Below are 26,576 nucleotides of genomic sequence, written 5' to 3'. Positions count from 1 at the left end.
CATCATTATCTTCACTTAATATCGTTAAGCTATCACTGCCTGTAAAATCTGGATTGCCTGCGTATATCAAACCATTTAATGCCGCATTAATATCAGTAATGCTACCACTAAACTTCATGCGACTTTCGCCATTACTACCAATCACAAAGGTCAAACCCGTCGTTTGTGACAAGGTCAAACGCCCCTTGGTTACCGTTAATGTCACACTCAATGCTGCATGATCAGCATCTGCTACACTGATCAAGTTACTATTAGCAGTGTTAAACACCAACGTGCTATCCTCATCAACTGACTGTGCCCCAGGCACTGTATTCACTGGCGGATCATTCACCGGAGCCACATTAAACGAAATCACTTCAGCAACCGAACTATTAAGTCCATCATTGACTACAAAGCTCACCTCTTTGCTGCCTGCAACACTGATATTTTGATTTGACTGATATGTTACTGAGCGCAATACCGTTTGATAATTCGCAATCGTATCATTACCACTTAAACTTAATACACCTGTTGAGGCATTATAGCTCCCAGTAATATTACCCAATGCCGTGAAAGCTAAAATATCCTCTGCGGCATTAAAACCATTGCTAATCGATATCGTTGCAGAAACTAAATGGCTGCTATCAATATCACTAATCACTAAGCTATTATCAATAATTTGTGCTGGATCATCTTCATTGTAAGTATAACCTGACCCTGAATAGTTTACCTGAAATACTCTGGCTAATCCGGCATTAGTAAAGCCCGTGTCATTTCCATAATACCCCACCACAAGACGTTGACCATCTGCTGACAACGTAGTGCCTTTATTGTTATATCCACCTCCGGCTAAATCATTTGCTGCAATACCAGATACTGTATCTAATAACTGCCAATCACCATTAAAACGATAAAGATAGACTCTACCAGCATCAGTTCCTCCACCGTCATTATAAGAAGAGCTCACACTCAATGTTTCACCATCAGCGCTTAGCTGAACAACCGATCCAAATCTATCAAAAGCTGCAGCGCCTAGCAATGCTGTACCTTTTTGTACCCAACTTGAGCCATTCCAGATAAATATTTTTACCTCACCTTGAGAGTTAAATACCCTGTTTGCAAACTCTGCGCCTACGGCAAGTGTTAAACCATCAGCACTTAAGGAAACCGAACTACCAAAAAGATCATTTGTCAGTGTGCCTATTAAATCAGTGCCCAGTTGATTCCAACTGCTACCATTCCATTGATACACCTTAACGTGTCCGCGATCTGTTGCTCCTTGATCGTAATATTTACCACCCGCTGCGACAATGGTGCCATCAGCACTTAACGCAACTGAAATACCAAAGTAGTCACTAGTGCTTGAAATATCACCCAGTAAATTACTACCCATCTTGATCCAACTATTTGTGCTGCTGTTATATTCATAAATACGCACAGAACCTCTATTGTTGGTACCGGTATCATCACCATATGCCCCAACAGCAACTCGATTACCATCAGCACTTAAGCTAACACTGTACCCAGCGTAGTCACTGAGATTCTCACCAAGAATTGAATTGCCCTTTAATACCCAACTGCTGCCATTAAAAGAATATACATCAACTCGACCTGCATCCGTGGCAGGACTATCACTATACTGAACACCTATTGACAATGTTAAACCATCAGCACTTAAACTGATCCCATTAGCCCCAAGCTGATCATAAGCGACAGTACCTAAAATCGCTTGCCCCATTAACTCCCATGTGCCATTATTATCCCTATAGACACGAACCCGCCCTGCATTTATCGCATTGATGGCATTATTTGCATCTGATATCGCAACTATTGAGCCATCAATATTACTTGCTACGGCTGAGCCAACGTTGATGTTACTATTATCTCCTGTAATATCACCACCCACCTGCGTCAACGTTGCTGAGCCTTGACTAGTAGCTATTGACGGTGCTTGAGTGGTCAATTCAATATTAGCATTTAACGCGGTTGAATTATTCATACCATCATTGATGACAAAGCTAACCGTCCGTGTTGCCGTGTTGCTAAAAATCGTATTGCTATAGCTCACTGAACGCAGTACTTGCTGGTAATTTGCCAAACTATCAACACCGGTTAGACTAAGCACTCCCGTTGTTGCATTAAAACTTTTAGTGATGTTAGTTCCCGTGACCGAAGCATCTAAAACGTCTTCCCCTTGAACATAGTTACCACTTATCGTTACTAAAGCTGATACTAAGTTATCAACACTAATATCAAAGACGCTTATGCTATTATCAATAACCTTGCTGCCGCTTGTTTGATTATAACTCAACAGCAGTTGCGTATAATTAATATCAAACACTCGCGCTAATCCGGCATTAGTAAAGCCCGTGTCATTTCCATAATAACCCACCACAAGACGTTGACCATCTGCTGACAACGTAGTGCCTTTATTATTATATCCACCACCTGCTAGATCTTCTGCAATACCAGATACTGTATCTAATAACTGCCAATCACCATTAAAACGATAAAGATAGACTCTACCTGCATCAGTTCCTCCACCGTCATTATAAGAAGAGCTCACACTCAAGGTTTCACCATCAGCGCTTAGCTGAACAACCGATCCAAATCTATCAAAGGCTGCAGCGCCTAGCAATGCTCTACCTTTTTGTACCCAACTTGAGCCATTCCAGTTAAATATTTTCACCTCACCTTGATAGGTAAATGCCCTGTTTGCAAATTCTGCACCCACGGCAAGTGTTAAACCATCAGCACTTAAGGAAACTGAACCACCAAAAGTATCATTTGTCAATGTGCCTATTAAATCAGTGCCCAGTTGACTCCAACTGCTACCATTCCATTGATAAACCTTAACGTGTCCGCGATCTGTTGCTCCTTGATCGTAATATTTACCACCCGCAGCGACAATGGTGCCATCAGCACTTAACGCAACTGAAATACCAAAGTAGTCACTAGTGCTTGAAATATCACCCAGTAAATTACTACCCATCTTGATCCAGCTATTTGTGCTGCTGTTATATTCATAAATACGCACGGAACCTCTATTGTTGGTACCGGTATCATCACCATATGCCCCAACAGCAACTCGATTACCATCAGCACTTAAGCTAACACTGTACCCAGCGTAGTCACTGAGATTCTCACCAAGAATTGAATTGCCCTTTAATACCCAACTACTGCCATTAAAAGAATATACATCAACTCGACCTGCATCCGTGGCAGGACTATCACTATACTGAACACCTATTGACAATGTTAAACCATCAGCACTTAAACTGATCCCATTAGCCCCAAGCTGATCATAAGCGACAGTACCTAAAATCGCTTGCCCCATTAACTCCCATGTGCCATTATTATCCCTATAGACACGAACCCGCCCTGCATTTATCGCATTGATGGCATTATTTGCATCTGATATCGCAACTATTGAGCCATCAATATTACTTGCTACGGCTGATCCAACGTTGATATTGCTATTATCTCCTGTAATATCACCACCCACTTGTGTCAACGTTGCTGAACCTTGATTACTGACTAAAATCGGCGCATCTTGATCATTGATAACCTCATACACAATAATATGACCTGAATTACTGCCATTACTGTCATTATTCTTTGCACCAACCACCAAGCGGTCGCCATTAGCATTAAGCGCTAACGGTAAACCAAACTCATCTCCAGCTGCCTCGCCATTGATATTGACACCAAACTGCTCCCACTGTGAGGTCGTTGCATTCCAATCAAATAACCTGACACTCCCTGAGTCAGCACCATTGCCATCGCTAAAATATGCACTAGCGGCTAAACGCGTGCCATCAATGTTCAGTGACACCCATGACCCAAAGTTATCATCAGCAAACTCACCATCAATATCTGATCCAATCTGTTGCCACTGAGATGCACCACTATTCCACTCAAATACACGAACATGTCCAATATCATTCGTACCATTTAATCTCGCACCAACCGCTAAACGCGAACCATCACCACTGATGGATGTTCTAAAAAACTGATCTCCAGCTGCCTCACCAACCAACACACTGCCCATTTGATCCCATTGCGATGTCCCGCTATTCCATTGATACACCGTCACACTACCTGAGCTTGTCCCATTAGCATCACTTAATCTAGCACCCACGGAGAAACGCAATCCATCGTCACTTATCGATACTGAACTACCAAAGTTATCACTATCTATAAGACCATTAATCTGATTTCCTTTTTGCACCCATGCCGATCCATTCCACTCATATACTCTTACTTGTCCTGCATTACTTGCAATCTCATCATTAAATGGTGCGCCAATCACTAAAATCGACCCATTAGCGCTTAATGAGAGATCAAAGCCAAATTGATCACCGGCTGTTAGACCATTGATTACACTACCCACTAAATCCCATTGCGATGTGCCACTATTCCAATCATATACTTTGACAGAGCCTGAGTTTACGCCATTGTTATCATCATATTGTGCACCAATCGCTACACGTGAACCATCCAAATTCATCGTAATGGAGTTACCAAATAAATCATTCGTGCCATCACCATTGATTGTTGAGCCCATCTGATCCCACTGAGATGTGCCACTGTTCCATTGATATATTTTGACATATCCAGGTCCTGTACCATTGCCTGTCTCTGACGCACCAACTGCCATCCGTGTTCCATCTTGACTCATCGCAACAGCTGAACCAAACTGATCATCAACACCATCACCAACAATCTCCTGACCAAGCTGAGTAGCTGTCAATTGATGTAAATATTGACTAAATGACAAAATGGCGCCATTTTCAACATCCTGTGTGTATTCCAAAATGCTATCACCGCCCAGATGTTCTGCCCCTGTGATATCCTCTGACGCTGCAATATCAGCGCTGGTTAATGCTCTTAATTCATTGATAAAGGCTTGCCCTTTATCCCCTTCGGCTACATTACAACCATAGAATAAAATATCCCCTTGCTCGGTAAGCGCTTGACCCCATTGTTGTAATTGCATTTGGTATTGTGCTAAGTTATTTGACGTTAAATCAACACTACCTAGCTCAAGTTTCGCCTGATCACCATGACTGATAATATGCACTGCATCAAGATTATTGTATTTAGCTAATAACTCAGCAATCTTATCAACCCCATCCTGATCAGGCAAAATTACCTCAATCGCTGCTTTACGCGATATACTGTCAATCAAAATATGCGGATCTTTAACACGTGCATCAACAATCACCACTTCCTTGAACTTACTGTAATCAGTTTGAAATCCTTCAACATTGGCTTCTATTGCCTGCAATAAACTCTCTGTCGCATGCGCTTGTTCATTCTGATCAATCGCATTGAGAATATAGATTTGCTCTTGTTCAGATACACCATCAGCTAAATCTACCGTTTCAATCGCTGCACCGTCAAACATAAACCGTGGCTCAAGCTCTTGTAACAAAGATGGATACTGATCCGGTAGACGCAACAAAGCCTTATCGTTGCCCTTTTTCTTCTTGAGCTTATTAATATTGACTTTATCGACACGCTGTTTAGCCTCCATTGCCTCTACGTGTTTTTGCTTTTTAAGAAATATGCTATCGCTTAGATTGTTTAATTTCTCTTCAGACAGCTGTTGACGTATTATTTGATATACTTTCTTAATCATGGCGGGGTACCTCTTTTTTGCATGCCTAAAAGCTTAGGCAAAATATATACAAAACTTCGATACCAATAAGTGTAGATGCTCATCATAAAAACAATTATAGACAAAGGCTATTTCTGCTTACGTGATATGCAAAACAGGCTGTACGTCCTTGCCCATTTTGTCTGTGAGCTTTTTGCCATTCAATCTCTACACCCGTTATAAACCATTCTGTACAGCTAAATTTTTATTTTGATAACTTAGATTTGATTCAATTCGGTGATTCGTACCACAAAATATACTCCTTGCTTGTCTTCCCAACTTCGACTAAACTGCTATGCTTTGAAAATAGACAAAAAATCCTACTATAACTATGGAAACAAAAGAAATTCTAGATCTCGCCGTCAGTGCCTTAGAAGATGTCAAAGCTGAAAACATCACTGTAATGAATGTGGAGCATTTAACTGAATTGATGAGCTATGTTGTGGTTTGTACTGCAAACTCTGGCACTCACGCCAAAGCGTTAGCCAATAATCTTGAGATGACTGCCAAGAAGAATAATGTCACTATTTTGGGTATCGAAGGTGAAGCTAAGAGCGACTGGGTGCTTGTTGATCTTGCGGATATTGTTGTCCATATTATGAAAGAAGAAACCAGAGAATTTTATCAATTAGAAAAGTTATGGGATATCAAACCAAACTCACCTAAAGCAGTTTAAGGTCTATTGTTAAGGTTACACACTGCTTAATAACAGTTTCATCTCCTCAGGGGATACAAACCCCGCTAGACGCTTGGTTCTTTTACGAATCTCAGTCACTGGCAATACCATATGACATAGTCGATCTAAGAACATGGCACTTGATTTGCACCCTCGTGCTGCGGCTAATTTCATAATATAGCGCAAACGCTCAAGTGTCTTCTTATCTTTACTGGCAGCTTGGTTAAATGATTTAAAATAATTTACAACCCAATCAAAGGTGAGTAAAAATTTTCCTTTTAACATGCGAACTCCTTACTTGATCCTTAAGTTCATATCCGCTTAAATAATGGCTTGAAGATTAAACAATTTCAAGATTTACCAGCAAATTAATAGACATTAATCAACAATCTACGCTGTATTATTTTATGTCAATGGCTATAATCCATTGCAACACTCTTTGAAGATTAAGAATACCATTGGCAAAACGTAATTTAACTAAACAACAGCTGCGCAATATCAAAGAACATAAAGCGTCTTATGATGATTTATCACATGCTTTGTCAGCGCTTGTGATATCACATCGCGGCAAACTCATTGAGCTTGAAAGCCAAACAGGTGAGATTATTTTTTGCCAATACCGTCAAAACCTAGGCGCTATTGTTGCAGGGGACAACGTGCTTTATCTGCTGCAAGACAATAGTGAGTATGGTGTTATCTGCCAAATCTTACCTCGAAGTAATGTGCTCATTCGTCCCAGTAAACTCGCACACAACCACAAAACGATGGCAGCAAATATTGATCAGCTGATTATTATGCTTGCCGTTAACCCGCCGCCAATTGAGCATTATATCGATCGTTATCTCGTCGCTGCACATCATATGAATGTCAAACCGATTATTGTGCTCAACAAAATGGATTTATTTGATGATGCTGACAATAAGGTACAGCTAGAGGCAATTATTCATCTTTATCGCGGATTAGATTATGAACTAATTACTTGTTCTGCTTTATGTCATAAAAATCTTCAAGCCCTTAAAACGCTTTTACAGCACAAAACATCGATTATTGTTGGTCAATCAGGTGTTGGCAAATCTGAGATGCTTAATGCATTATTTGGCACGAATATAACGCTTACAGGTGAAATTTCCGAGCAAAACAGTCGCGGCAAACATACTACAACCAGCGCGCGATTATTTCATCTAGATCAAGATACCAATATCATTGACTCACCAGGCATTCGTGAATTTGGTATTTGGCATTTGGATAAAGCAGATATTTTTGCAGGATTTAAAGAGTTCACTCAATTAGAAAATGAGTGCAAATTTAGAAACTGTGAACATATTGAAAATACAAAAGGTTGCGCGATTAATGAAGCTGTTGCCGCTGATAGAATCAGCAAGCAACGCTTTATCAATTATCATCGATTAATTCACGAATATTTAGATTATAAAAATTAGATTTCCAACAACATTCTAGCTGGATCTTCAATCAATTCTTTAATCGTCTTTAAGAATTTAACTGAAACACTACCATCGATGATTCTGTGATCATACGACAATGCCAAATACATAATCGGACGAATCACGATTTCACCATTTATAACTACTGGACGCTCAACGATATTGTGCATACCTAAGATCGCGCTTTGTGGTGCATTAATAATTGGCGTTGATAGCATTGAGCCATAGGTACCACCATTGGTGATTGTGAATGTACCACCTTGCATCTCTTCTAATGACAATTTGCCATCGCGTGCTTTAATGGCCTTCTCGATGATTTCATTCTCGATCTTAGCAAATGATTTTTGATCTGCATTGCGAATAACAGGAACGACTAAACCGCGATCTGAGCCAACTGCTACACCAATATCAAAGAACCCGTGATAGACAACATCTGTGCCATCAATTGATGCATTAACTTCAGGGAAACGCTTTAGCGCCTCTGTAGCTGCTTTTAAGAAAAATGACATAAAGCCAAGCTTCGCATCATGTGTCTTTTGGAAAAGATCTTTATATTGCTTTCTTAGATCCATCACAGGCTTCATATCAACTTCGTTAAACGTCGTTAAAATCGCGTTGGTATGCTGTACTTCAACCAAACGTTTTGCAATTGTTTGACGCAGACGTGTCATGCGCACACGCTTCTCAGGTCGATCCCCTTCAAAGCTCATTACGTCAACGGCTTGACTTGCTGGTGCTTGTTTTGCTGCTTGTGTAGATACAGGCGCACTGACCACATCTTGCTTGGTAATGCGCCCATTTTTACCTGTACCTTGTACGTTATTCACATCAACGTCATTAGCCTTAACCGCGCGACGCACCGCAGGCGATAAATGATCTTGCGATTGAGCTTCTTTTACATCTGCTGCCACTGGCGCAACTGTTGCTGTAGCACTCATGCTACCCGCGCCAATCTTAGCAACTGCTTCAGCGCTTAGCACCGTGTCACCTTCATTTTTAAGTTTCTCAGTCAATACACCACTTTGTGCTGCGGGCACTTCCATCATCACTTTATCAGTTTCAATCTCAACTAAAGTTTCACCTTCTTCAACCTGGTCACCAACATTTTTATGCCATGTTGCTACCGTACCTTCAGCAATTGATTCAGGGAAAGTTGGCGCATTAACAATAACAACTTCGCCAATTGATGAAGCCGCAAAAGTTGCCGTTGGCACTGCTTCAGCAGACTGATCAGCAGCTGGGGCATCACTTGCCACACCAGCCGTAATTGAGCCAATCGTTTCTTGAGAAAGAACCGTATCACCTTCGTGCTTAGTAATCTCACCCATTGTACCAGCCGTCATTGCTGGGACCTCCATTACCACTTTATCTGTTTCAATCTCTGCCAATACATCGCCTTCTTCAACACGATCACCTGGTTTTTTATGCCATGTTGCGATTGTACCTTCTGCGATTGATTCCGGAAAAACAGGAACTTTTACCTCTGTCATGGTTCACCCTTAACTTTTTTATTTTACTTATTTTTATCAACATTATTTAATTTACTAACTTCAAAAGCGGATTTATTTATCTAACTTCAATGCTTTAGCAACTAACTCACTCTGTTGTGCATGAAATAATGACGGATAGCCTACCGCAGGTGCCGCCGCTGCTTTTCTGCCAACATAAGATAAATTCTGGTCTTTACGCAATACTTTACGCAATTCGTGCTGAATCATCCACCAAGCCCCTTGGTTTTCAGGCTCTTCTTGTACCCATACGATATCATTAACCGCTTCATAAGGTGCTAACACTTTATCAAGATCCGCTTGCGGGAATGGATAAAGCTGCTCAACACGCACAATCGCAATATCTTTGGCTTCTTTCTCACTACGCTCGGCAAGCAAATCATAATAGACCTTACCTGAGCAGAGAATCACGCGTGATACCGATTGTGGTTTGATATCTTCAACTTCAGCAATAACGTTATAGAATTGACCATCGGCTAATTCATCGAGTGTTGAATGCACCATTGGGTGACGCAATAAACTCTTAGGCGACATCACAATCAATGGCTTACGATAAGGACGCAACATCTGACGACGCAACATATGGAACATTTGCGCAGGTGTCGTTGGCACACATACTTGCATATTATCATGCGCGCATAGTTGTAAGAAACGCTCTAATCTTGCTGATGAATGCTCAGCTCCTTGCCCTTCTTGACCATGCGGTAAAAGCATCACCAAACCTGATAAAATGCCCCATTTTTCTTCTGCAGCTGCAATAAACTGATCAATAACGACTTGAGCGGTATTGGCAAAATCACCAAACTGCGCTTCCCATAAGGTCAATGTTTTAGGAGCTGAGCAGCTATAACCATAATCAAAACCAAGTACGGCATACTCTGATAGTACCGAATCAATGATATGACATTGTGCCTTGTCATTAATATGCTGTAATGGCGTATAATCTGGCAATTCTGTTTTGCTGTAATCATAGTTATGTAACACAGCATGGCGATGTGAGAATGTGCCTCGTCCTGAATCTTCACCTGATAAACGAATGTTATATCCCTCTGCTAATAACGTAGCATAGGCTAAATTCTCAGCAAATCCCCAGTTTCCAGGGATTTCACCTGCTGCCATTTTAATGCGATCATCAATCGCCTTTTTAACTTGGGGTTGCAACGTCAAATCAGCCGGTAAATCATTTAAGCTTTGAGCCAATTTCAGCAATTGCGCTTTATCGATGCGCGTATCAACGACTTGATCCCACTTTTGATTGACATACGGGCGCCAATCAGCAACACACTTACTATGACGATCATGCTTACCAGTAATAATATCGGCAACTACTTCACCTTTTTGTAAACGATCACGATATGCCTTTGCCATTTGATCAGCTTGTGCTTTTGACACAACACCTTCACTTTCAAGTTTATCAGCATAAATGGAGCGCGTTGTTGGTAATTTTTTGATAATGCTATACATCAATGGCTGTGTGCCTGAAGGCTCATCCGCTTCATTATGTCCATGACGACGATAACACACCAAATCAATAACAATATCCTTGCCAAACATCATGCGATAATCCATTGCAAGACCCGCAACACGCAGTACTGCCTCTGGGTCATCACCATTAACATGTAATATAGGTGCTTCAACCACTTTGGCAATATCAGTGCAATACAGGCTACTTCTATTATCTTGTATCTTATCTGTTGTAAAACCCACCTGGTTATTGATTACGATATGAATCGTACCACCTGTACCATAGTATCTGGTTTGTGATAAGGCAAAGGTTTCCATCACCACACCTTGACCGCAAAATGCAGAATCACCATGAATTAAAATCGGCACCACCTTACCATGTGGATTATCATCCCCAAAACATTCCTGTTTGGCTCTAACTGCACCCTCAACAACTGGATCAACAGTCTCTAAATGTGATGGGTTAAATGCCAGTGCTAAACGCACTTCATCTTTTGATGTTTTATGCCAAGACGCAAAGCCCATATGATATTTAACGTCTCCTGATAAGAACTTCTTATCCTGTGAGCCTTCAAATTCTTTAAATAAATTCTCAGGTGATTTACCCATGATATTGACAAGCACATTTAAACGTCCGCGATGCGCCATACCAAGACCGATCTCTTCAACAGCAATCTCTCCTGCTTTATTGATCATCTCATTAAGGGCCGGAATCATTGATTCGCCACCTTCTAATGAGAAGCGTTTTTGACCGACGTATTTCATACCAAGGTATTTCTCTAAACCTTCAGCAGCTGTTAAACGCTCTAACAACCACACCTTACGCTCAGCAGATAAATTAGGGATCTGTTTTTCAACACGCTGCCTAAACCATAGCTTCTCAGCCATGTTATTTAAGTGCATAAACTCATAGCCGATACTACCAGTATAAACATGCTCTAATTTAGCAATGATTTCTTTTAGTGGTAATGCTTGATAATCAGAAAATACACCAACATTAAATTTTTCATTTAAGTTGGTGTCATTAAGCCCATGAAAATCAAGCTCAAGCTCAGGGGTTTCTTCAGACCTTTTGAGCTTCAGTGGGTCTAAATTCGAAACCTTGTGACCAATGCTGCGATACATATAAACAAGATCCATCACCGCTGAAACCTTATCGCCACCATCAGGATAATTCCCTGAATCAACAACCCCCCCTTGTGGCGTTGTCAGCGCAAAGCGAAATGGATTTTTACTTAAAGCAACAAAGTCTTCACGAACTTGCGCATGCGAGACTTCATGTTTATTGTCACGAATCGCGTCAAAATACTGGCGCCAACTACTATCTATCGAATTAGGGTCTTGTAAATAATCCTCATAAATAGCATCCAAGTATGCGCTACTACTACCGGATAGTTGCGAAGACTGCCACCATGAAGACATTGATTCTTGGGTTTCACTCATAGTTTCTACTCTTTTACTTTTTTTTAGTTTTTTACTTTTTCACTAGTTCAAATTGGAATTACGCACTTTTTCTATATCAACACCCCGCCTCGCAAGCTCGGCACCCCTCTTGCAAAGAGGGGAATATAAAATTACTGTTGCCTAATTCCCCTCTTTGCAAGAGGGGTGGCAGTCATAGGCTGACGGGGTGTTTATAAAGTCATAGTTTTTCTAAAGTGTGTAACTTCAGTTCAAACAAAAAAGCACTGGATCTCCAGCGCTTGATTTTCTTAACTACACGTTATTTTTTAACATCATCGATCTGAGTTTGCCGATCGCTTTGGTTGGGTTAAGCCCTTTTGGACAAACACTCACACAATTCATAATTGTGCGACATCTAAAGACGCTAAACGGATCTTGTAATGCATCCAAACGCTCTTGTGTTGCACCATCACGTGAATCAATCACAAAACGATAAGCTTGTAGTAAACCTGATGGTCCAATGAATTTATCTGGATTCCACCAAAATGATGGACATGATGTCGTACAACATGCACATAAGATGCACTCGTATAAACCATCAAGCTTCGCACGATCTTCTGGCGATTGTAGACGCTCTTTGACTGGCATATCACCCTCTGCAGGGATCAGATACGGCTTAACTTTCTCATAGTTTTTGTAAAACTGGTTCATATCAACCACCAGATCACGAATCACTGGCAAGCCTGGTAAAGGTTGCAGCTTAATCGGTTGTGATACCTCACCAATAGAGGTAATACACGCTAAACGGTTTTTGCCATTGATATTCATACCATCTGAACCACAAACGCCCTCACGACATGAGCGACGCACAGCCAATGTTGGATCTTGTTGCTTAATGAGCTCAATCGCCGTTAGCACTTTTGTGCCCTCATTTTCAACCGTCACTGTGTAGTCTTTGTAGTAAGGCTTTTTATCGACTTCAGGATTATAGCGATAAACTTTAAATTTAACTTCCACCGTTATCTCCTTAGTAGCTTCTTACTTTTGGTTGGAATGGTTCTAATTTTAATGGTTTCATATTCACATCACGCGTTGATGGACGATCTCCTTCTAGGAAATAAAGCGTGTGCTTCAACCAATTCTCATCATCACGCTCAGGATAATCTTCACGTGAATGCGCACCACGCGACTCTTTACGTGTCAATGCAAGAACAGCCGTTGCCATTGCCGTTTCCATCAGATTATCAAGCTCAAGCGCTTCGATTCTCGCGGTATTAAATACATGTGAGTGATCGGCAAGAGATGCTTTTTGCACACGCTCACGCAATGATTTCAAACGCTCTAAACCATCTTGCATTTGTTGTTCTGTTCTAAATACTGAGAAATCAACCTGCATTGCTTTTTGCAGCTCAGCACGCAGTTCAGCAACGCCTTCACCGCCTTTGTTATTTTCCCAACGGTTATAACGCACCATCGCTTGATCTAATGCTTCATCAGTTACATCACGTTGTTGCATACCAGCACGTAATGCATCCTCAGCATGCATACCTGCCGCACGCCCAAATACCACCAAATCCAGTAATGAGTTAGAACCTAAACGATTCGCACCATGCACAGAAACGCTAGCACACTCACCAACAGCATATAAGCCATCGATAATCACATCTTCGCCACTGGCATTTTGTGTTAATGCTTGACCGTGTTTATTGGTAGGAATGCCCCCCATCATATAATGACAAGTTGGCACTACAGGAATTGGCGCTTTTAATGGATCAACACCTGCAAAGGTCATTGCCAATTCACGGATACCCGGCAGACGCTCTTTAATCACACTTTCATCTAAATGCGTTAAATCTAAGTGAACACAGTCAACGCCAGCAAACTTAAGTCCTCTGCCTTCATTGATTTCTTGTTGTGATGCACGTGATACTACGTCACGCGATGCCAAATCTTTGGCATTTGGCGCATAACGCTCCATAAAGCGCTCACCATTTTTATTACGTAGAATTCCACCTTCACCACGGCAACCCTCGGTTACTAACACCCCGGCACCTGCGATACCTGTTGGGTGGAATTGCCAGAACTCCATATCTTGTAATGGAATGCCAGCTCTTAACGCCATACCGACACCATCACCGGTATTGATATGCGCATTAGTGCTTGATTCGTAAATACGTCCCGCGCCACCTGTGGCTAGGATCGTTACTTTTGACTGGAAGAACACGATTTCACCGGTCTCCATATTCATCGCCAACACACCAGCAATTGCGTGTTCTGAAGACTTCACTAAATCAAGCGCATACCACTCGTTAAAAAATTTAGTTTCATGCTTTAAATTACCTTGATAAAGCGTGTGCAATAACGCATGCCCTGTTCTATCAGAGGCTGCACATGTTCTTTTGGCAATATTGCCCACATCATAATTGCGTGACATCCCACCAAAAGCACGTTGGTAAATTTTGCCGTTTTCTAAACGTGAGAACGGCATACCCATATGCTCAAGCTCAATAATTGCTTGTGGTGCATTCTCACACATAAACTCAATTGCTTCTTGATCACCGATATAATCAGAACCTTTAACCGTATCATAGGTATGCCATTTCCAATCATCCGATGGGAGACCATCATCATATTCAACATTACCTAATGCCGCGGCAATTCCGCCTTGTGCTGACACCGTATGCGAGCGCGTTGGAAAAACTTTTGAAATCGCTGCGGTTTTAAACCCAGATTGAGCTAATTGAAATGCTGCCTGCATTCCAGCGCCACCGGCACCAACAACGATTGCATCAAACTGTTGTACTGCAATTTTCATTATCAATACCCCTTAAAATAAAATACAAATAAGCCAAATAAAACACGCAAGATAACCAACAATTGCAGCTACTTGCAAGAATCCACGAATGCATGCGCACGTCACATAATCAGTGAAAATCGTCCACATACCAATCCACGCATGCGCCATTAATGACAAAAACGCTAAAATCGTAAATATTTTTACCCACGTGTTTTGGAAAATCGCAAGCCATGTATGATATGAACCATCACCGGATAGTGTTAAGACAACAATCACGACAAAGATTGCATACAACATAATAATGATTGCGGTAACACGTTGTAAAAACCAGTCTTTCAAACCTGAACGTGTGCATGAAGTTACATTACCCATAACCAAAGCCCCCAGAAAATTGTTACTAATACACCCAGCACTAAAACAGCGATTGAAGAAGCTCGAGCCACACACATTTCTTCACCAAATCCTAAATCCATAATCAAGTGGCGAATGCCCGCGATCACATGATATGACACCGCTGATATAAAGATCCAAGCGACAATACTCCATGGTGAATGAATCAACAGATCCTGTACATAATAAAAGTCGCCACCACAGCGCATTGACAAACTAAAACCCCATATTAAAAACGGCAATAACACGACCATTAACACACCGGTGATCCGGTGAATAATCGAGCTTATTGCCGTAATAGGGAACGAATAGGACTTTATTGAGCCAAGCCCTATATTTCGTGGTCCTTGATGTTTCATTGCTTTCTCCTGCTTATCAAGAAAATTAACGTGTTAAACACAAAATCTTGCGTATTCTAGCACAAATAAATTGAAGTGCTACCGTGAAGAAGCAAGCAATCAGAATTAATCTAAGCCTAACAAAAACAAGGTTTAAATGTAAGCATTGAAGTATTTTTTAAGATCAAATTATTTAATATATTTCAACTTGGTAAAATTCAGAAGGTTTGCCATCATTGTCACTTACCAAAAGAGCATCACCTCCTTGATATCTAATGCCTTCTATATCTTATGCACATTAATGGTAAAGCCTTGTTGCTGCAACGCCTTATAATAACGCCTTGAAGCTTGCAATCTTAATGGCTCTTGATCAACAATTTTCACCAAATGTTTCAATTCATTGCTAGCGGGCATGTCACTTAAAGTCAAATCAATCAATATATCTTTGTTAATACCTTTAAGAGAGGCCGCTTCACTCACAAGCACCACCGGTAGCTTTGCATAATCTGGTGACACCTCAGCCATATAGGCGTGTGGCAAAAAATCATCCTTACCATTAAACCACAATCTAGCATCTAGCTCCTTACACGATAGATCCTCTGCATAGATCACAACCGTTTTCCCTGCTTCATAATAGGATTTAACCTGTGTGCTTACAAACTGATAAAATTGCTCATCATCTTGAGTAGGCAATATAAAAAAATCAATATTCAAAAAAATCAACCCTTAGCATTTATCGCACCCTGATCATAAATCGAAGGATGCATTTAAAAATATATCGCGTATATAGCCACTAAAATTATTCAGGATAAAATCCATCATCTAATACCTGATCAAAACTATAACGACAGACCTCTGGCACTTCGGCTTTTTTAGGATCAATGCCTGTCTCATTTTCAAAGTCCAATAATGCTAACTTGTAAGACTTAGGAAGCGTTTCATCAATTTTACTTTTCAAGCTAGGGTTATCCTGTATGAGATCCTTTAAATCATCCCTTTGCGCAATAATTGTATTTTCCCAACTTCTACTTCTATACGAAGGTTGATATTGCCACTTAAGCAGATGCATTAAAAGAACACGCAGCCTACTTTTTAATGCGTGCTTTTGACTTGCACCCATACTTTCCAACTCCTCTGTTAAGTGCTCAATATCAACTTTATTAAATGCTTTAGCTCTTAACGCTTGAACAGTCTGAATCGTCCAAGCATAAAAATCTCTTTCATAAAGTGTCTTTGCCATATTGATAACTCCAAACTTAGGTTAAATATTAATACGCAGCATAAAAATGCTAGCAGAAACAATGGTTAATAGCCAATCATTATCCACATGTCAGTTTACAGAAGGAGAAGCAAGTTAGCACTCCTTTATTTTCTACGGTTAAATATTCGCGCAGAAGCGCTTATCGCACCCTGAGCGTCAGTCAAAGCGGTGCACTGAGCATCAGTCGAAGTCGGTACGTTTAGAAATATATTGCTCATAATGGCTTCGACTTACGCTCAGCCAACCATTGCATAATATACACACTATTTTATTTCAAAAAATACTCTGAACTTACCACAACACGCACCAGTTTATATGGGTCACCATCCCCATAAGAGGCATCTTGATTACTAATCGTAAAGGCACCTTGTGATGCTTGACGAATACTACCTAAAGCAGTTTGCGCATTTTTAGCAAATTGTAATGCCGCGGTTTGTGCATTTTGCGTGGCATCTTCGAGCATCTTTGGTTTGATGCTATTAAGCCCTGTATATTTATAGGCGACATTGCTACTACTAACAACAACACCTTTGGCGACCAAATCACTGGTTTTTTGTGCCAAACCTTGCACTAAATCCACTTTATCTGTCGTGATCGTCATACTGCCATAAGCACTGTAATTTGAGGTATTAACCTGATCTTTGCTGTGTGAATTTTGATTTAGCGAAATACTGCCATATTGCAATGCTTTAACATCTACACCTGCTTGACTTATAAAGTTTTTCACCGCTAACTGGTCTTGATCAACCTTTTGATAGACTTCTTTTAAGCTATTGGCATTAACAGTATAACTGATACTCCAAATCGCTTTATCCGCCTTAACCGTTTGCTCTGCCAAACCTTTAACCGCAACATAGCGATTAAATGCATGAAAGTTCAAAATCCCATACGATATAAAACCACCAGCTAACGCCATACCAACACCAATACTTAAGTAGCCAAAAAACTTTGCTTTATCAATACACTTTTGCTCAGTCATCACATTTTCGCCTTATATAAATTACGCTGAATACTCGTTAGCGCCTTATCATAAAAATCTTCAATTTCATCATTATCTGCCACACCAAAAGCAATCTGCTGCAACAATCCATTCGATAGTGCATAAACACAAGCATGAACCATCACTTTTTGCCCTCGCTGCCACGCATCTTGGATCACTGTGGTTTTGGCAACGTTAATGACCTGCTCAACCACATTAAGCTCACACATAACCGCATGCTTTTGCTCTTTGCAATCGATCCCTTGTGCTAAAGCCTCACATTCACCATGGTCAAAAGGTTTTAATAACTCCTTATGCTTATAATGCACATCCTGAACATGCCTTAACCAGTTATCAATCAATCCATGTGATTCATTTAATGTAGCTGCTTTAATACCACCACAACCATAATGCCCACAAACAAGGATATGCTTGACCTTCAATACATCTACCGCATATTGCAATACCGATAAAAAATTCAAATCAGAATGAACGACAACATTAGCCACATTGCGATGCACAAAAATGTCACCTGGTAACAACCCCAAGATTTGATTTGCTGGCACACGACTATCCGAGCAGCCAATCCACAAATACTCTGGATTCTGCTGCTTTGATAAATTTTCAAAGAAGCCGGGCTTTTCTTTATTTGTATCTTCAACCCATTGACGGTTTTGCTCCATCAACTTCGTTAAATATTTCATAGCGTTATTTCTCCTCGCAAATCTTTATGTAGTGCTAATTTCACTTCTTCTTGTGTTAACCCCGGAATACTCAAAAGATAAAATAATTTTGTCAACGCTGCCTCATCGGTCATATCATGTCCTGAGATGACACCAGCATTAACAAGACCTACACCTGCCTCATATGCCCCCATTTTGACACTGCCCTTTACACATTGTGTGCAGTTAATGATAATCACGCCTCGCTGACATGCCGCGATAAGCTCATGCAGAATCTCAGGCGAGTTCATGATATTACCTGCACCATAGGTCTTTAAAATCAATCCTTGCAACGGTGGCTGTAATACTTTTTTTAGGATATTTGCATCCATGCCTGGGAAAATTGATAACACTGCAATCTTAGGCACGCCTAGAGTTTTAAACTCAATCTCAGCGGGCTCATTATGATCACACGGATACAGATAGGCTTCATTTAACTCAATATCAATACCCACTTGCCCTAATGGCGGATAATTAGGTGAGTTAAATGCATCCATTCCTGAAGCATTAACCTTGACCGAGCGATTACCTCGTAATAGCTGCTTATTAAAATACACACAAACCTCAGCAATACGCTCATCCGCTGCCAAAATCAAACTATGCAATATATTATCCGAGGCATCTGATCTTAGCTCAGAAATCGGAATTTGTGAGCCTGTGCAGATCACTGGCTTGTTTAAGTTCTTCAACATAAATGACAAACTCGATGCGGTATATGCCAAGGTATCTGTGCCATGCAACACCACAAAGCCATCATATTGCTCATAATGATCAACAATATCCAATGCGATGGTGATCCAATCCTCTGGTTTGATATTTGCCGAATCGATTAATTGTGGATATTCATTGATCTTAAAATCGGGCACATCATTATGATAAAAATCTTTGATCGTTTTAATTTTATCCAACAAATAACCTTGCTTTGGTGTATAACCTTTGTCGGTTTTGACCATGCCAATCGTGCCACCGGTATAGATTACATAGATCTTCTTATCTTTAATGGATTTCATGTTCACTGTGCACTACCCCTTTATTGGCTAACTCATCGGCTCGTTCATTTAATGGGTGACCATTATGCCCTTTAACCCAACACCATTTCACCTGATGTTTATGGCGCAACTGATCAAGCATCTGCCATAAATCTTGATTTTTTACTGGTTGCTTATTTGCGGTTTTCCAGCCGCGTTGTATCCAGCCATCAAGCCATTCATTCACACCTTGCTGCACATATTTGGAATCAGTGTAAAGCTCGACATCACACCTCTCTTTTAATAGCTGTAATGCCTTAATTGCTGCCAATAACTCCATGCGGTTATTGGTAGTATTATCTTCACCGCCATAAATCTCTTTGGTTTTGGCTTTGTATTGCAAAATTGCACCCCAACCACCGCGCCCAGGATTGCCTTTGCACGCACCGTCGGTATAAATGACAATTTTTTTTAATTTATTTACTTCGTTGTTTGTTTGAGTATTCATCTATTTATTTGTATCTTCTTTTTTAGCACTTACACTTTTTTACTAGCCTAATCAAATCGTTTCACACGTCGATGACAGACATGCAAGTGCGCGTGTTTATTAAAATATTGTTGATGGTAGTCTTCAGCCAACCAAAATGGGTGAAGATTAGCATCAATTAATTGTGTTGCAATCGTTAAACCTTGTGCTTCAAGGCAATCAATTACTTGTTGGCAAGTCATTTTTTCCGTGTCATTGGTATATAAAATAGCACTTAAATATTGCGAACCAATATCAATACCTTGACCATCTTGCTGTGTTGGATCATGAATTTCAAAAAAGAGTTTCACTAAGGTTTCATAACTCACAAACTTGCGATCATACTCAACTTTAACGACTTCCAAATGCTCAGTTTGCCCTGTTTTCACGTTATGATAAGTAGGATTCAGCGTTTTGCCCGCCATATAGCCAACTGCCGTTTTGACCACGCCTTTTTCTTTGGCAAAGTAATGCTCAACACCCCAAAAGCACCCTGCTGCAAAATAAGCAACATCTAGCTGATCTGACACTTAAAACTCCTCCAAGCACGGTTTTGCTTTAATATTTTGATAGATCATATTAACACTATTGATAAATGTTTCTAGCTCATTATCGACAATATTAATGTGCCCCATCTTGCGTCCTGCTCTTAAGCTCTTGCCATAACTTTTGGCATGGCTATTAACAGGTAGCTGTATATCTGGCACATCTTCAGCAATGAGATTAATCATTAATATATGTTGCGCTAATGTTTTTATAACCACAACATTTTCACCGCTGATCGCTCGCATATGGTTTTCAAATTGGCTGACATTAGCACCATTGATTGACCAGTGTCCCGAATTATGCACGCGTGGCGCCATTTCATTGGCAAAAAGCTGATTATTTTTCACGAAAAACTCAACCGCAAATGTGCCGACATAATCAAAGTGCTCAAGCAAACGCCTCACCGCTTCTTGCGCGTCAATACTTAGTTCATTTTTCTCCATCAAAACATGTGTTTCGCGTAAAATGCCATCGCGATGCTCATTTCTAACCAAAGGATAAAAGGCAATATGCCCAAACTGATCACGTGAGGCAATTTGTGAGACTTCATAATCAAATGGCACGAAACTCTCCGCAATGAGTGAATGCCCACCCAAAGCCTCCCATGCTTTTTCTAAACACTCCGGCGTTTTAATAACATACTGTCCCTTGCCATCATAGCCAAAGCGTCTTGTCTTAATAATAAATGGTAAACTTAATAACTTGGCAGCCTTTTGAAGCTCAGCGAAAGAATCTACCGCCATATAATCATTGGTGTTTATATCAAGTCGTTTAAAATTATCTTTTTCTAACAAACGATCTTGCGCAACACTTAAGGCTTCAATCGCTGGAAAGACACGTGTTTTTTGTGATACTGTTTGCAATAGATCAACTGAGATATTTTCAATCTCATAAGTCACAACATCATAATGCTGAAGTTTATCCTGCCAACGATTTATTTCCTCTGGTGTGCTCTTACCATAGCGATCAATCTCTGGCAAAGGATATGTATCAATGCTTACATTTAAATCTCGAGCACTTTCAATCATCATCTGTGCCAGTTGCCCATTTCCTAATATCGCGATTTTCATTTTTTTTAATACCCTAAGTTTATTCCACAAAGTAATGACCTAATAACCTCTCCCCTTGCGGGAGAGGTCGCATTGTGTCGCAATGCGGGTGAGGGGATATCTCACTAATCAGTTTACTTGTAGCTCATCTTCAGTTATCACTTTAATACCAAGCGCTTGCGCCTTGGCTAATTTGGAACCGGCCTTTTCCCCTGCAATGAGAAAATCAGTTTTGCTTGATACACTGCCACTACACTTAGCACCCAATGCTTCAAGCTTTTCTTTAAGCTCATCGCGCGTAAACTCAGCAAAACTCCCAGTAATTACAACGGTTTTACCAAAAAATGGATTATCAACAACAGTTTCTGCTACTTCAGCCGCAACTTTTTTGGGCTCAATGATCGTAATGCCTACAGCAATCAGTGCATCAACAAGCTCAATATTTAAAGGGTCCTGCCAAAAAGCTTTAACATGACTTGCCATCACCTCACCGATATCATGAATCGATATCATCTCTTCAAGTGTGGCATTTTTAATCGCCTCTAGTGACCCAAAGTGATTAGCAAGTGCTTTAGCACTCACCTCACCGATATCTTTAATACCTAAAGCATAGATAAAACGATGCAATAGCACGGTTTTGCTTTTTTCCAAAGCATCTAATAAGTTTAATGATGACTTACGCCCCATACGCTCCAACTGGCTTAAAACAGGCAAATTCAAAGCATACAAATCAGCTGGTGTCTTTATTATCTCTTTATCGACTAGCTGTTCAACGATTTTATCCCCCATGCCATCGATATCCATCGCCTTGCGTGAAGCAAAGTGCTTAATGCGTTCTTTGCGTTGTGCCCGACAATGCCATCCGCCTGTACAACGCGCAATCGCCTGATCGTTAATATACTCAATATTTGATTGGCACACAGGACACACTTTGGGCATCACGATCTCTTGTGTTGTATTAGCATCGCGATACTCAGGCAATGAACGCACCACCTCAGGGATGACATCTCCCGCACGGCGCACAATCACGCGATCATGCACTTTAATATCTTTACGCTTAATTTCATCGATATTATGTAATGTTGCATTTGAAACAATCACGCCACCTACGGCAACGGGCTTTAACCTTGCCACCGGAGTCACCGCACCCGTGCGCCCGACTTGAAAATCAACGGCTAAAATTTCTGACTCGACTTCTTCAGCGGGGAATTTATGCGCCAATGCCCAACGTGGTGCTTTGGCAATAAAGCCCGCTTTAGTTTGTAAATCTAAACGATTTAATTTATAGACCAAACCATCAATATCATAAGGCAAATCGGCACGCTTATGACCCATGCGGCGATAATAATCAAGTAAACCCTCTTCTCCATCAACCACCTCGACCTCATCGGTTAGTTGGAAACCCCATAGCTTTAATTGTTGCATTAGCTCATATTGGGTTTGGGGTAAAGTAAATCCGCTATATGCACCAACACCGTAAGCATACATCTTTAATTTACGCTTGGCAGCAATGCGCGAATCAAGTTGCCTCACACTGCCTGCTGCAGCATTTCTAGGATTGGCAAAGACCTTGTCATCACGCGCTTCAGCGATTTGATTAAGTGCTAGAAAATCCTGCTTATTAATAATAATTTCACCACGCACTTCAATCTCTTTGGGCAAATTATCACCTTTCAATTGCAGTGGTACATTACGAATCGTTTTGACATTCTCAGTTACCTTTTCACCCTCGACACCATCGCCACGGGTTACGGCATAATCCAAACGACCATTTTTATAATGAATGCTAATGGCCAAGCCATCTAACTTGGGTTCACATTCAAAACTTAACGCATGCGTTTGTGTAAGCTCTGTTAAACGTTTATAAAACCCTGCAATATCCTCATCATCAAAGCCATTGGATAGTGATAACATCGGCACCTTATGAGCAATGACTTCAAAGGCTGTTAACGGCTTACTCCCTACACGTTTCGTTGGTGATAATGAAGTATCTAAAATATCCTGATATTGCGTCTCTAGCTCAACAAGGGCTTGATACGCCTTGTCATATACTTGATCACTCACTAAAGGCGCATCCAAAGTATGATAAGCATAATTATAACGATTAATTTCCTCACATAGATTTTGGTAATATTCTTGAATTTCAATAGGGTTGTTATTTTTTTTAAAAGATAAATCAGACATGTCAAAAAGGACTTATACAGCATGCGCCCATCATACTAAAAGGGGAATAAGATGAAAAGCAAAAGCCCATCACTTCACATAGCTAATCATACTTGCGCTTAATAAAATTCATAGCAAATCGTCTTAAGCCTTTGTTATCATACTCACACATCATTGACAGAAAACTGTTTGAAGGAATCAAAATGACGATATTAGGTACTGCCTTAACCAAATCACAAACCAAGATCATGCTTTTAGGTGCAGGTGAGCTTGGCAAGGAGTTCGCCATTAGCGCACAGCGCCTTGGCATTTATGTTATCGCTGTTGATCGCTATAAAAACGCACCCGCCATGCACATCGCTCACGAGGCATATGTGATTAATATGCAAGATGCCAAAGCGCTACATGCCTTGATCCAAGAGAAATCACCTGATTATATCGTGCCCGAGATTGAAGCCATTGCTACGGATGAACTTATCAATCTTGAAAAGCAAGGATTTAATATTGTGCCTTGTGCTCAAGCCACTAAACTAACCATGGATCGCCAAGGCATTCGCGCACTTGCAGCTGATAAGCTTAAGCTTCCTACCTCAAGATTTGCTTTTGCTGATAACAAAAAAGATTACCTCATCAAAGCACAAGCCATTGGCGTACCATGCGTTGTGAAGCCTGTGATGAGCTCTTCTGGCAAGGGTCAGTCGATTATTAGATCATTTGATGAGATTGAAGCTGCTTGGGACTATGCACAAAGTGGCTCACGCGGTAATAGCGGCGATGTGCAAAAAGTGATTATTGAGGAGTTTATCACTTTTGATTATGAAATCACCTTACTCACCGTACGTCACAATAAAGGCACATCGTTTTGTGATCCTATTGGTCATATTCAACAAGATGGTGACTATCGATTATCATGGCAACCACATGCGATGAGTGATGCTTTATTATTCCAAGCGCAACATATTGCCAAAACTATCACCGATGCCTTAGGTGGACATGGTATTTTTGGTGTTGAGCTATTTATCAAAGGTGATGAAGTGTATTTTAATGAAGTATCCCCACGACCACATGATACGGGCATGGTAACGCTTATCTCGCAAAATTTATCAGAGTTTGACTTACATCTACGCGCTATTTTAGGATTACCAATTCCCAATATCGAAACACGCATGCCAAGCGCTTCAGCGGCGATTTTACTTGAAGGGAAATCACAAGCACCAAGCTTCACAGGTTTAAATGAAGGTTTATCCCAGATTAATACGGATATTCGCTTATTTGCTAAGCCTGAAATCTCCGGCAAACGCCGCATGGGTGTTGCTTTGGCATATGATACGGACATTGAAACAGCTAAAGCGCGTGCTCAATTTGCTGCAAATAGCATTAAGATCCATGCTTCATCGTCCCAATAACTGCATGCCACAATGGGTTGTTTTTATCATAAACATAATACTTGTTAGCTTTACCATAAGTAAGATTTGGGAAAAGATTGGTTTTTTCTTCATCCTTCCAGAATTGCCACTTCATTGGCTTTACGCTAAGCTCATAGTTCATACCCGTCCACTCATCGCCACGATAATTGTAAAACGCCCAATGCCAGTTATTTTTATTAGCAATATTCACAATATCTTTGAGGTATTGAGTGGCTCCTTTTGTCATACGGTCAACGCCAAACTCCTCCAAAATGATCTGTTGGCTAGAAATGTGATAGCGTTCTTGGAAATTAACAATCGGTTGTAAAAACTTCTCAAGGGTTGCCTTATTCCAATCACTAAATTGATCATTCCCCGTCGCTATTTTTCCTGGATAAACATATTTGCCATTGTTGATTTTGCGCGTGGTGTAAATATATGGCTCATACATGTGAAAGGCATAAAGGATATTTTTAGCATCAATCGGTTTAAGATAATCCGCAGCAGGTGGCTCTGCGTACCAACCAGCATCAACAATAATCGGTGTATCAGGATCAACATGACGAATACGTTTAACCATGTATTCGTAAAAGGCATTTAAATCCTCACTTGTGCCAACTACTTTCTTGTAGTAGCTCGTAAAATCAACGTTAAAAATGGCACTATTGCTATTTTTAAGTTTTAAAACTTCAGGATGTGGTTCATTGAGAATATTATACGCAACAATATTTGGATTCGCTTTATAACGCTTAGCAACAGCAGCCCAAAAATCCCCCGCTGCCTGCCAATGTTTTTTATCTTGCCATAATCTTAGATCATCATGATTACCATGTTGCTGCTTCCACACTGAAAAAGGCAGTGATAAGAAGCTCAAAATAATCGGAATACCTGTGATCTTCGCATCTTTTAAGTTTTGATCAAAACTTTTTATTTCAAACGCGGTTAATTGGGTAATATTATCTAGCTTAACCGGATACCCAAGATAAGCATCTAGCGGGATGCGGAAAAACTCAATCCCCACTTGCTTAGCATCTTGCCAATCTTTAAGTGATGCCGGATGTTGCCTAAAAAAATTCGCGCCTTTCTTTTGTGTTTGCCAGAAGCTATCCGTCATCGCATTGTTTGCAACAACGTTGGCAAAAGAAGATTGTATTGACATAGCGCTAATTGCTACTGCTACCATCATTTGCAACCCAGTTACCCATTGTTTTCTATTATTCACCACAGTTCATCCCCCTTTTTATAGTTAAACGCATAAATGATATCGCCTTACACATACAAACACATCCCAAATTC

General features: G+C 40.6%; 21 protein-coding genes. 3 read left to right on the top strand and 18 right to left on the bottom strand.

Annotated elements, in window-relative coordinates; genetic code table 11:
* A partial coding sequence (locus tag DNJ75_RS09905) for a DUF4347 domain-containing protein (protein WP_117003302.1) occupies positions 1-5,623 on the bottom strand: 5,623 nt, incomplete at its 3' end.
* Between the two features lie 349 nt (positions 5,624-5,972).
* Between DNJ75_RS09905 and rsfS the strand changes: the two genes are divergently transcribed.
* Positions 5,973-6,317: a ribosome silencing factor gene (gene rsfS, locus DNJ75_RS09900; protein WP_117003301.1), complete on the top strand. Its 345-nt coding sequence runs from the start codon at positions 5,973-5,975 to the stop codon at positions 6,315-6,317.
* A gap of 15 nt (positions 6,318-6,332) precedes the next feature.
* Here the strand turns inward: rsfS and DNJ75_RS09895 are convergent, their stop codons facing one another.
* Complete coding sequence (locus DNJ75_RS09895; RefSeq protein ID WP_117003300.1) at positions 6,333-6,602, bottom strand: hypothetical protein; 270 nt, start codon at positions 6,600-6,602, stop codon at positions 6,333-6,335.
* Positions 6,603-6,775: 173 nt separating this feature from the next.
* On the opposite strand from DNJ75_RS09895, the gene rsgA reads away from it, so the two are divergent.
* On the top strand, positions 6,776-7,756 hold the full coding sequence (rsgA, locus tag DNJ75_RS09890) for a ribosome small subunit-dependent GTPase A (protein ID WP_157968294.1): 981 nt from the start codon (positions 6,776-6,778) through the stop codon (positions 7,754-7,756).
* On the opposite strand, the gene odhB is transcribed toward rsgA, so the two are convergent.
* From odhB to ligA, 15 genes are all read right to left on the bottom strand, one after another.
* Positions 7,753-9,249, bottom strand: a complete 1,497-nt coding sequence (gene odhB, locus DNJ75_RS09885) for a 2-oxoglutarate dehydrogenase complex dihydrolipoyllysine-residue succinyltransferase (RefSeq protein ID WP_117003298.1) — start codon at positions 9,247-9,249, stop codon at positions 7,753-7,755. The genes rsgA and odhB overlap by 4 nt on opposite strands.
* Positions 9,250-9,321: 72 nt before the next feature.
* Entirely contained in the window at positions 9,322-12,174 is a 2,853-nt protein-coding gene (locus tag DNJ75_RS09880) for a 2-oxoglutarate dehydrogenase E1 component (protein WP_117003297.1), read from the bottom strand.
* A gap of 273 nt (positions 12,175-12,447) precedes the next feature.
* The gene (locus DNJ75_RS09875; RefSeq protein WP_117003296.1) at positions 12,448-13,152 is read right to left on the bottom strand and encodes a succinate dehydrogenase iron-sulfur subunit; all 705 of its coding nucleotides are present in this window, start codon (positions 13,150-13,152) and stop codon (positions 12,448-12,450) included.
* A gap of 10 nt (positions 13,153-13,162) precedes the next feature.
* Positions 13,163-14,950, bottom strand: coding sequence for a succinate dehydrogenase flavoprotein subunit (gene sdhA, locus DNJ75_RS09870; protein ID WP_117003295.1), 1,788 nt, complete (start codon positions 14,948-14,950; stop codon positions 13,163-13,165).
* A 12-nt stretch (positions 14,951-14,962) separates the two neighbouring features.
* Positions 14,963-15,304 carry a succinate dehydrogenase, hydrophobic membrane anchor protein gene (gene sdhD, locus DNJ75_RS09865; protein ID WP_117003294.1) on the bottom strand — a complete coding sequence of 114 codons (342 nt, stop codon included), beginning with the start codon at positions 15,302-15,304 and terminating at the stop codon, positions 14,963-14,965.
* Positions 15,292-15,681 (bottom strand): succinate dehydrogenase, cytochrome b556 subunit, encoded by a 390-nt coding sequence (gene sdhC / locus DNJ75_RS09860; protein WP_117003293.1) that lies wholly within the window; start codon positions 15,679-15,681, stop codon positions 15,292-15,294. Before sdhC ends, sdhD begins: the two co-directional genes overlap by 13 nt.
* A gap of 261 nt (positions 15,682-15,942) precedes the next feature.
* Entirely contained in the window at positions 15,943-16,374 is a 432-nt protein-coding gene (locus DNJ75_RS09855; RefSeq protein ID WP_157968293.1) for a DNA polymerase III subunit chi, read from the bottom strand.
* An 85-nt stretch (positions 16,375-16,459) separates the two neighbouring features.
* Positions 16,460-16,900, bottom strand: coding sequence for a DUF29 domain-containing protein (locus DNJ75_RS09850; RefSeq protein ID WP_117003291.1), 441 nt, complete (start codon positions 16,898-16,900; stop codon positions 16,460-16,462).
* 289 nt (positions 16,901-17,189) lie between these two features.
* Positions 17,190-17,900 (bottom strand): SIMPL domain-containing protein, encoded by a 711-nt coding sequence (locus DNJ75_RS09845; RefSeq protein ID WP_117003290.1) that lies wholly within the window; start codon positions 17,898-17,900, stop codon positions 17,190-17,192.
* Complete coding sequence (can, locus tag DNJ75_RS09840) at positions 17,900-18,604, bottom strand: carbonate dehydratase (RefSeq protein ID WP_117003289.1); 705 nt, start codon at positions 18,602-18,604, stop codon at positions 17,900-17,902. Before can ends, DNJ75_RS09845 begins: the two co-directional genes overlap by 1 nt.
* Positions 18,601-19,632: an asparaginase gene (gene ansA, locus DNJ75_RS09835; protein WP_117003288.1), complete on the bottom strand. Its 1,032-nt coding sequence runs from the start codon at positions 19,630-19,632 to the stop codon at positions 18,601-18,603. The genes can and ansA overlap by 4 nt, the downstream gene beginning before the upstream one ends.
* Positions 19,619-20,098 carry a ribonuclease HI gene (rnhA, locus tag DNJ75_RS09830; RefSeq protein ID WP_117003287.1) on the bottom strand — a complete coding sequence of 160 codons (480 nt, stop codon included), beginning with the start codon at positions 20,096-20,098 and terminating at the stop codon, positions 19,619-19,621. The genes ansA and rnhA overlap by 14 nt, the downstream gene beginning before the upstream one ends.
* A 47-nt stretch (positions 20,099-20,145) precedes the next feature.
* On the bottom strand, positions 20,146-20,646 hold the full coding sequence (msrA, locus tag DNJ75_RS09825; RefSeq protein ID WP_117003286.1) for a peptide-methionine (S)-S-oxide reductase MsrA: 501 nt from the start codon (positions 20,644-20,646) through the stop codon (positions 20,146-20,148).
* A complete protein-coding gene (locus DNJ75_RS09820; RefSeq protein ID WP_117003285.1) occupies positions 20,647-21,732 on the bottom strand; it encodes a 5-(carboxyamino)imidazole ribonucleotide synthase in 1,086 nt (361 codons plus the stop codon).
* A gap of 108 nt (positions 21,733-21,840) precedes the next feature.
* On the bottom strand, positions 21,841-23,895 hold the full coding sequence (gene ligA / locus DNJ75_RS09815) for an NAD-dependent DNA ligase LigA (RefSeq protein ID WP_117003284.1): 2,055 nt from the start codon (positions 23,893-23,895) through the stop codon (positions 21,841-21,843).
* Positions 23,896-24,077: 182 nt separating this feature from the next.
* Between ligA and purT the strand changes: the two genes are divergently transcribed.
* Positions 24,078-25,280 (top strand): formate-dependent phosphoribosylglycinamide formyltransferase, encoded by a 1,203-nt coding sequence (purT, locus tag DNJ75_RS09810; RefSeq protein WP_117003283.1) that lies wholly within the window; start codon positions 24,078-24,080, stop codon positions 25,278-25,280.
* Here the strand turns inward: purT and DNJ75_RS09805 are convergent.
* Positions 25,252-26,502 carry a glycoside hydrolase family 5 protein gene (locus DNJ75_RS09805; RefSeq protein WP_150468895.1) on the bottom strand — a complete coding sequence of 417 codons (1,251 nt, stop codon included), beginning with the start codon at positions 26,500-26,502 and terminating at the stop codon, positions 25,252-25,254. The genes purT and DNJ75_RS09805 overlap by 29 nt on opposite strands.
* Positions 26,503-26,576 lie beyond the last annotated feature (74 nt).

Source organism: Cysteiniphilum litorale, from assembly GCF_003428165.1.
GTDB lineage: Bacteria > Pseudomonadota > Gammaproteobacteria > Francisellales > Francisellaceae > Caedibacter > Caedibacter litoralis.
The sequence above is the reverse complement of the archived record's forward strand: the minus strand, read 5'-3'. Positions and strand labels throughout refer to the sequence as shown.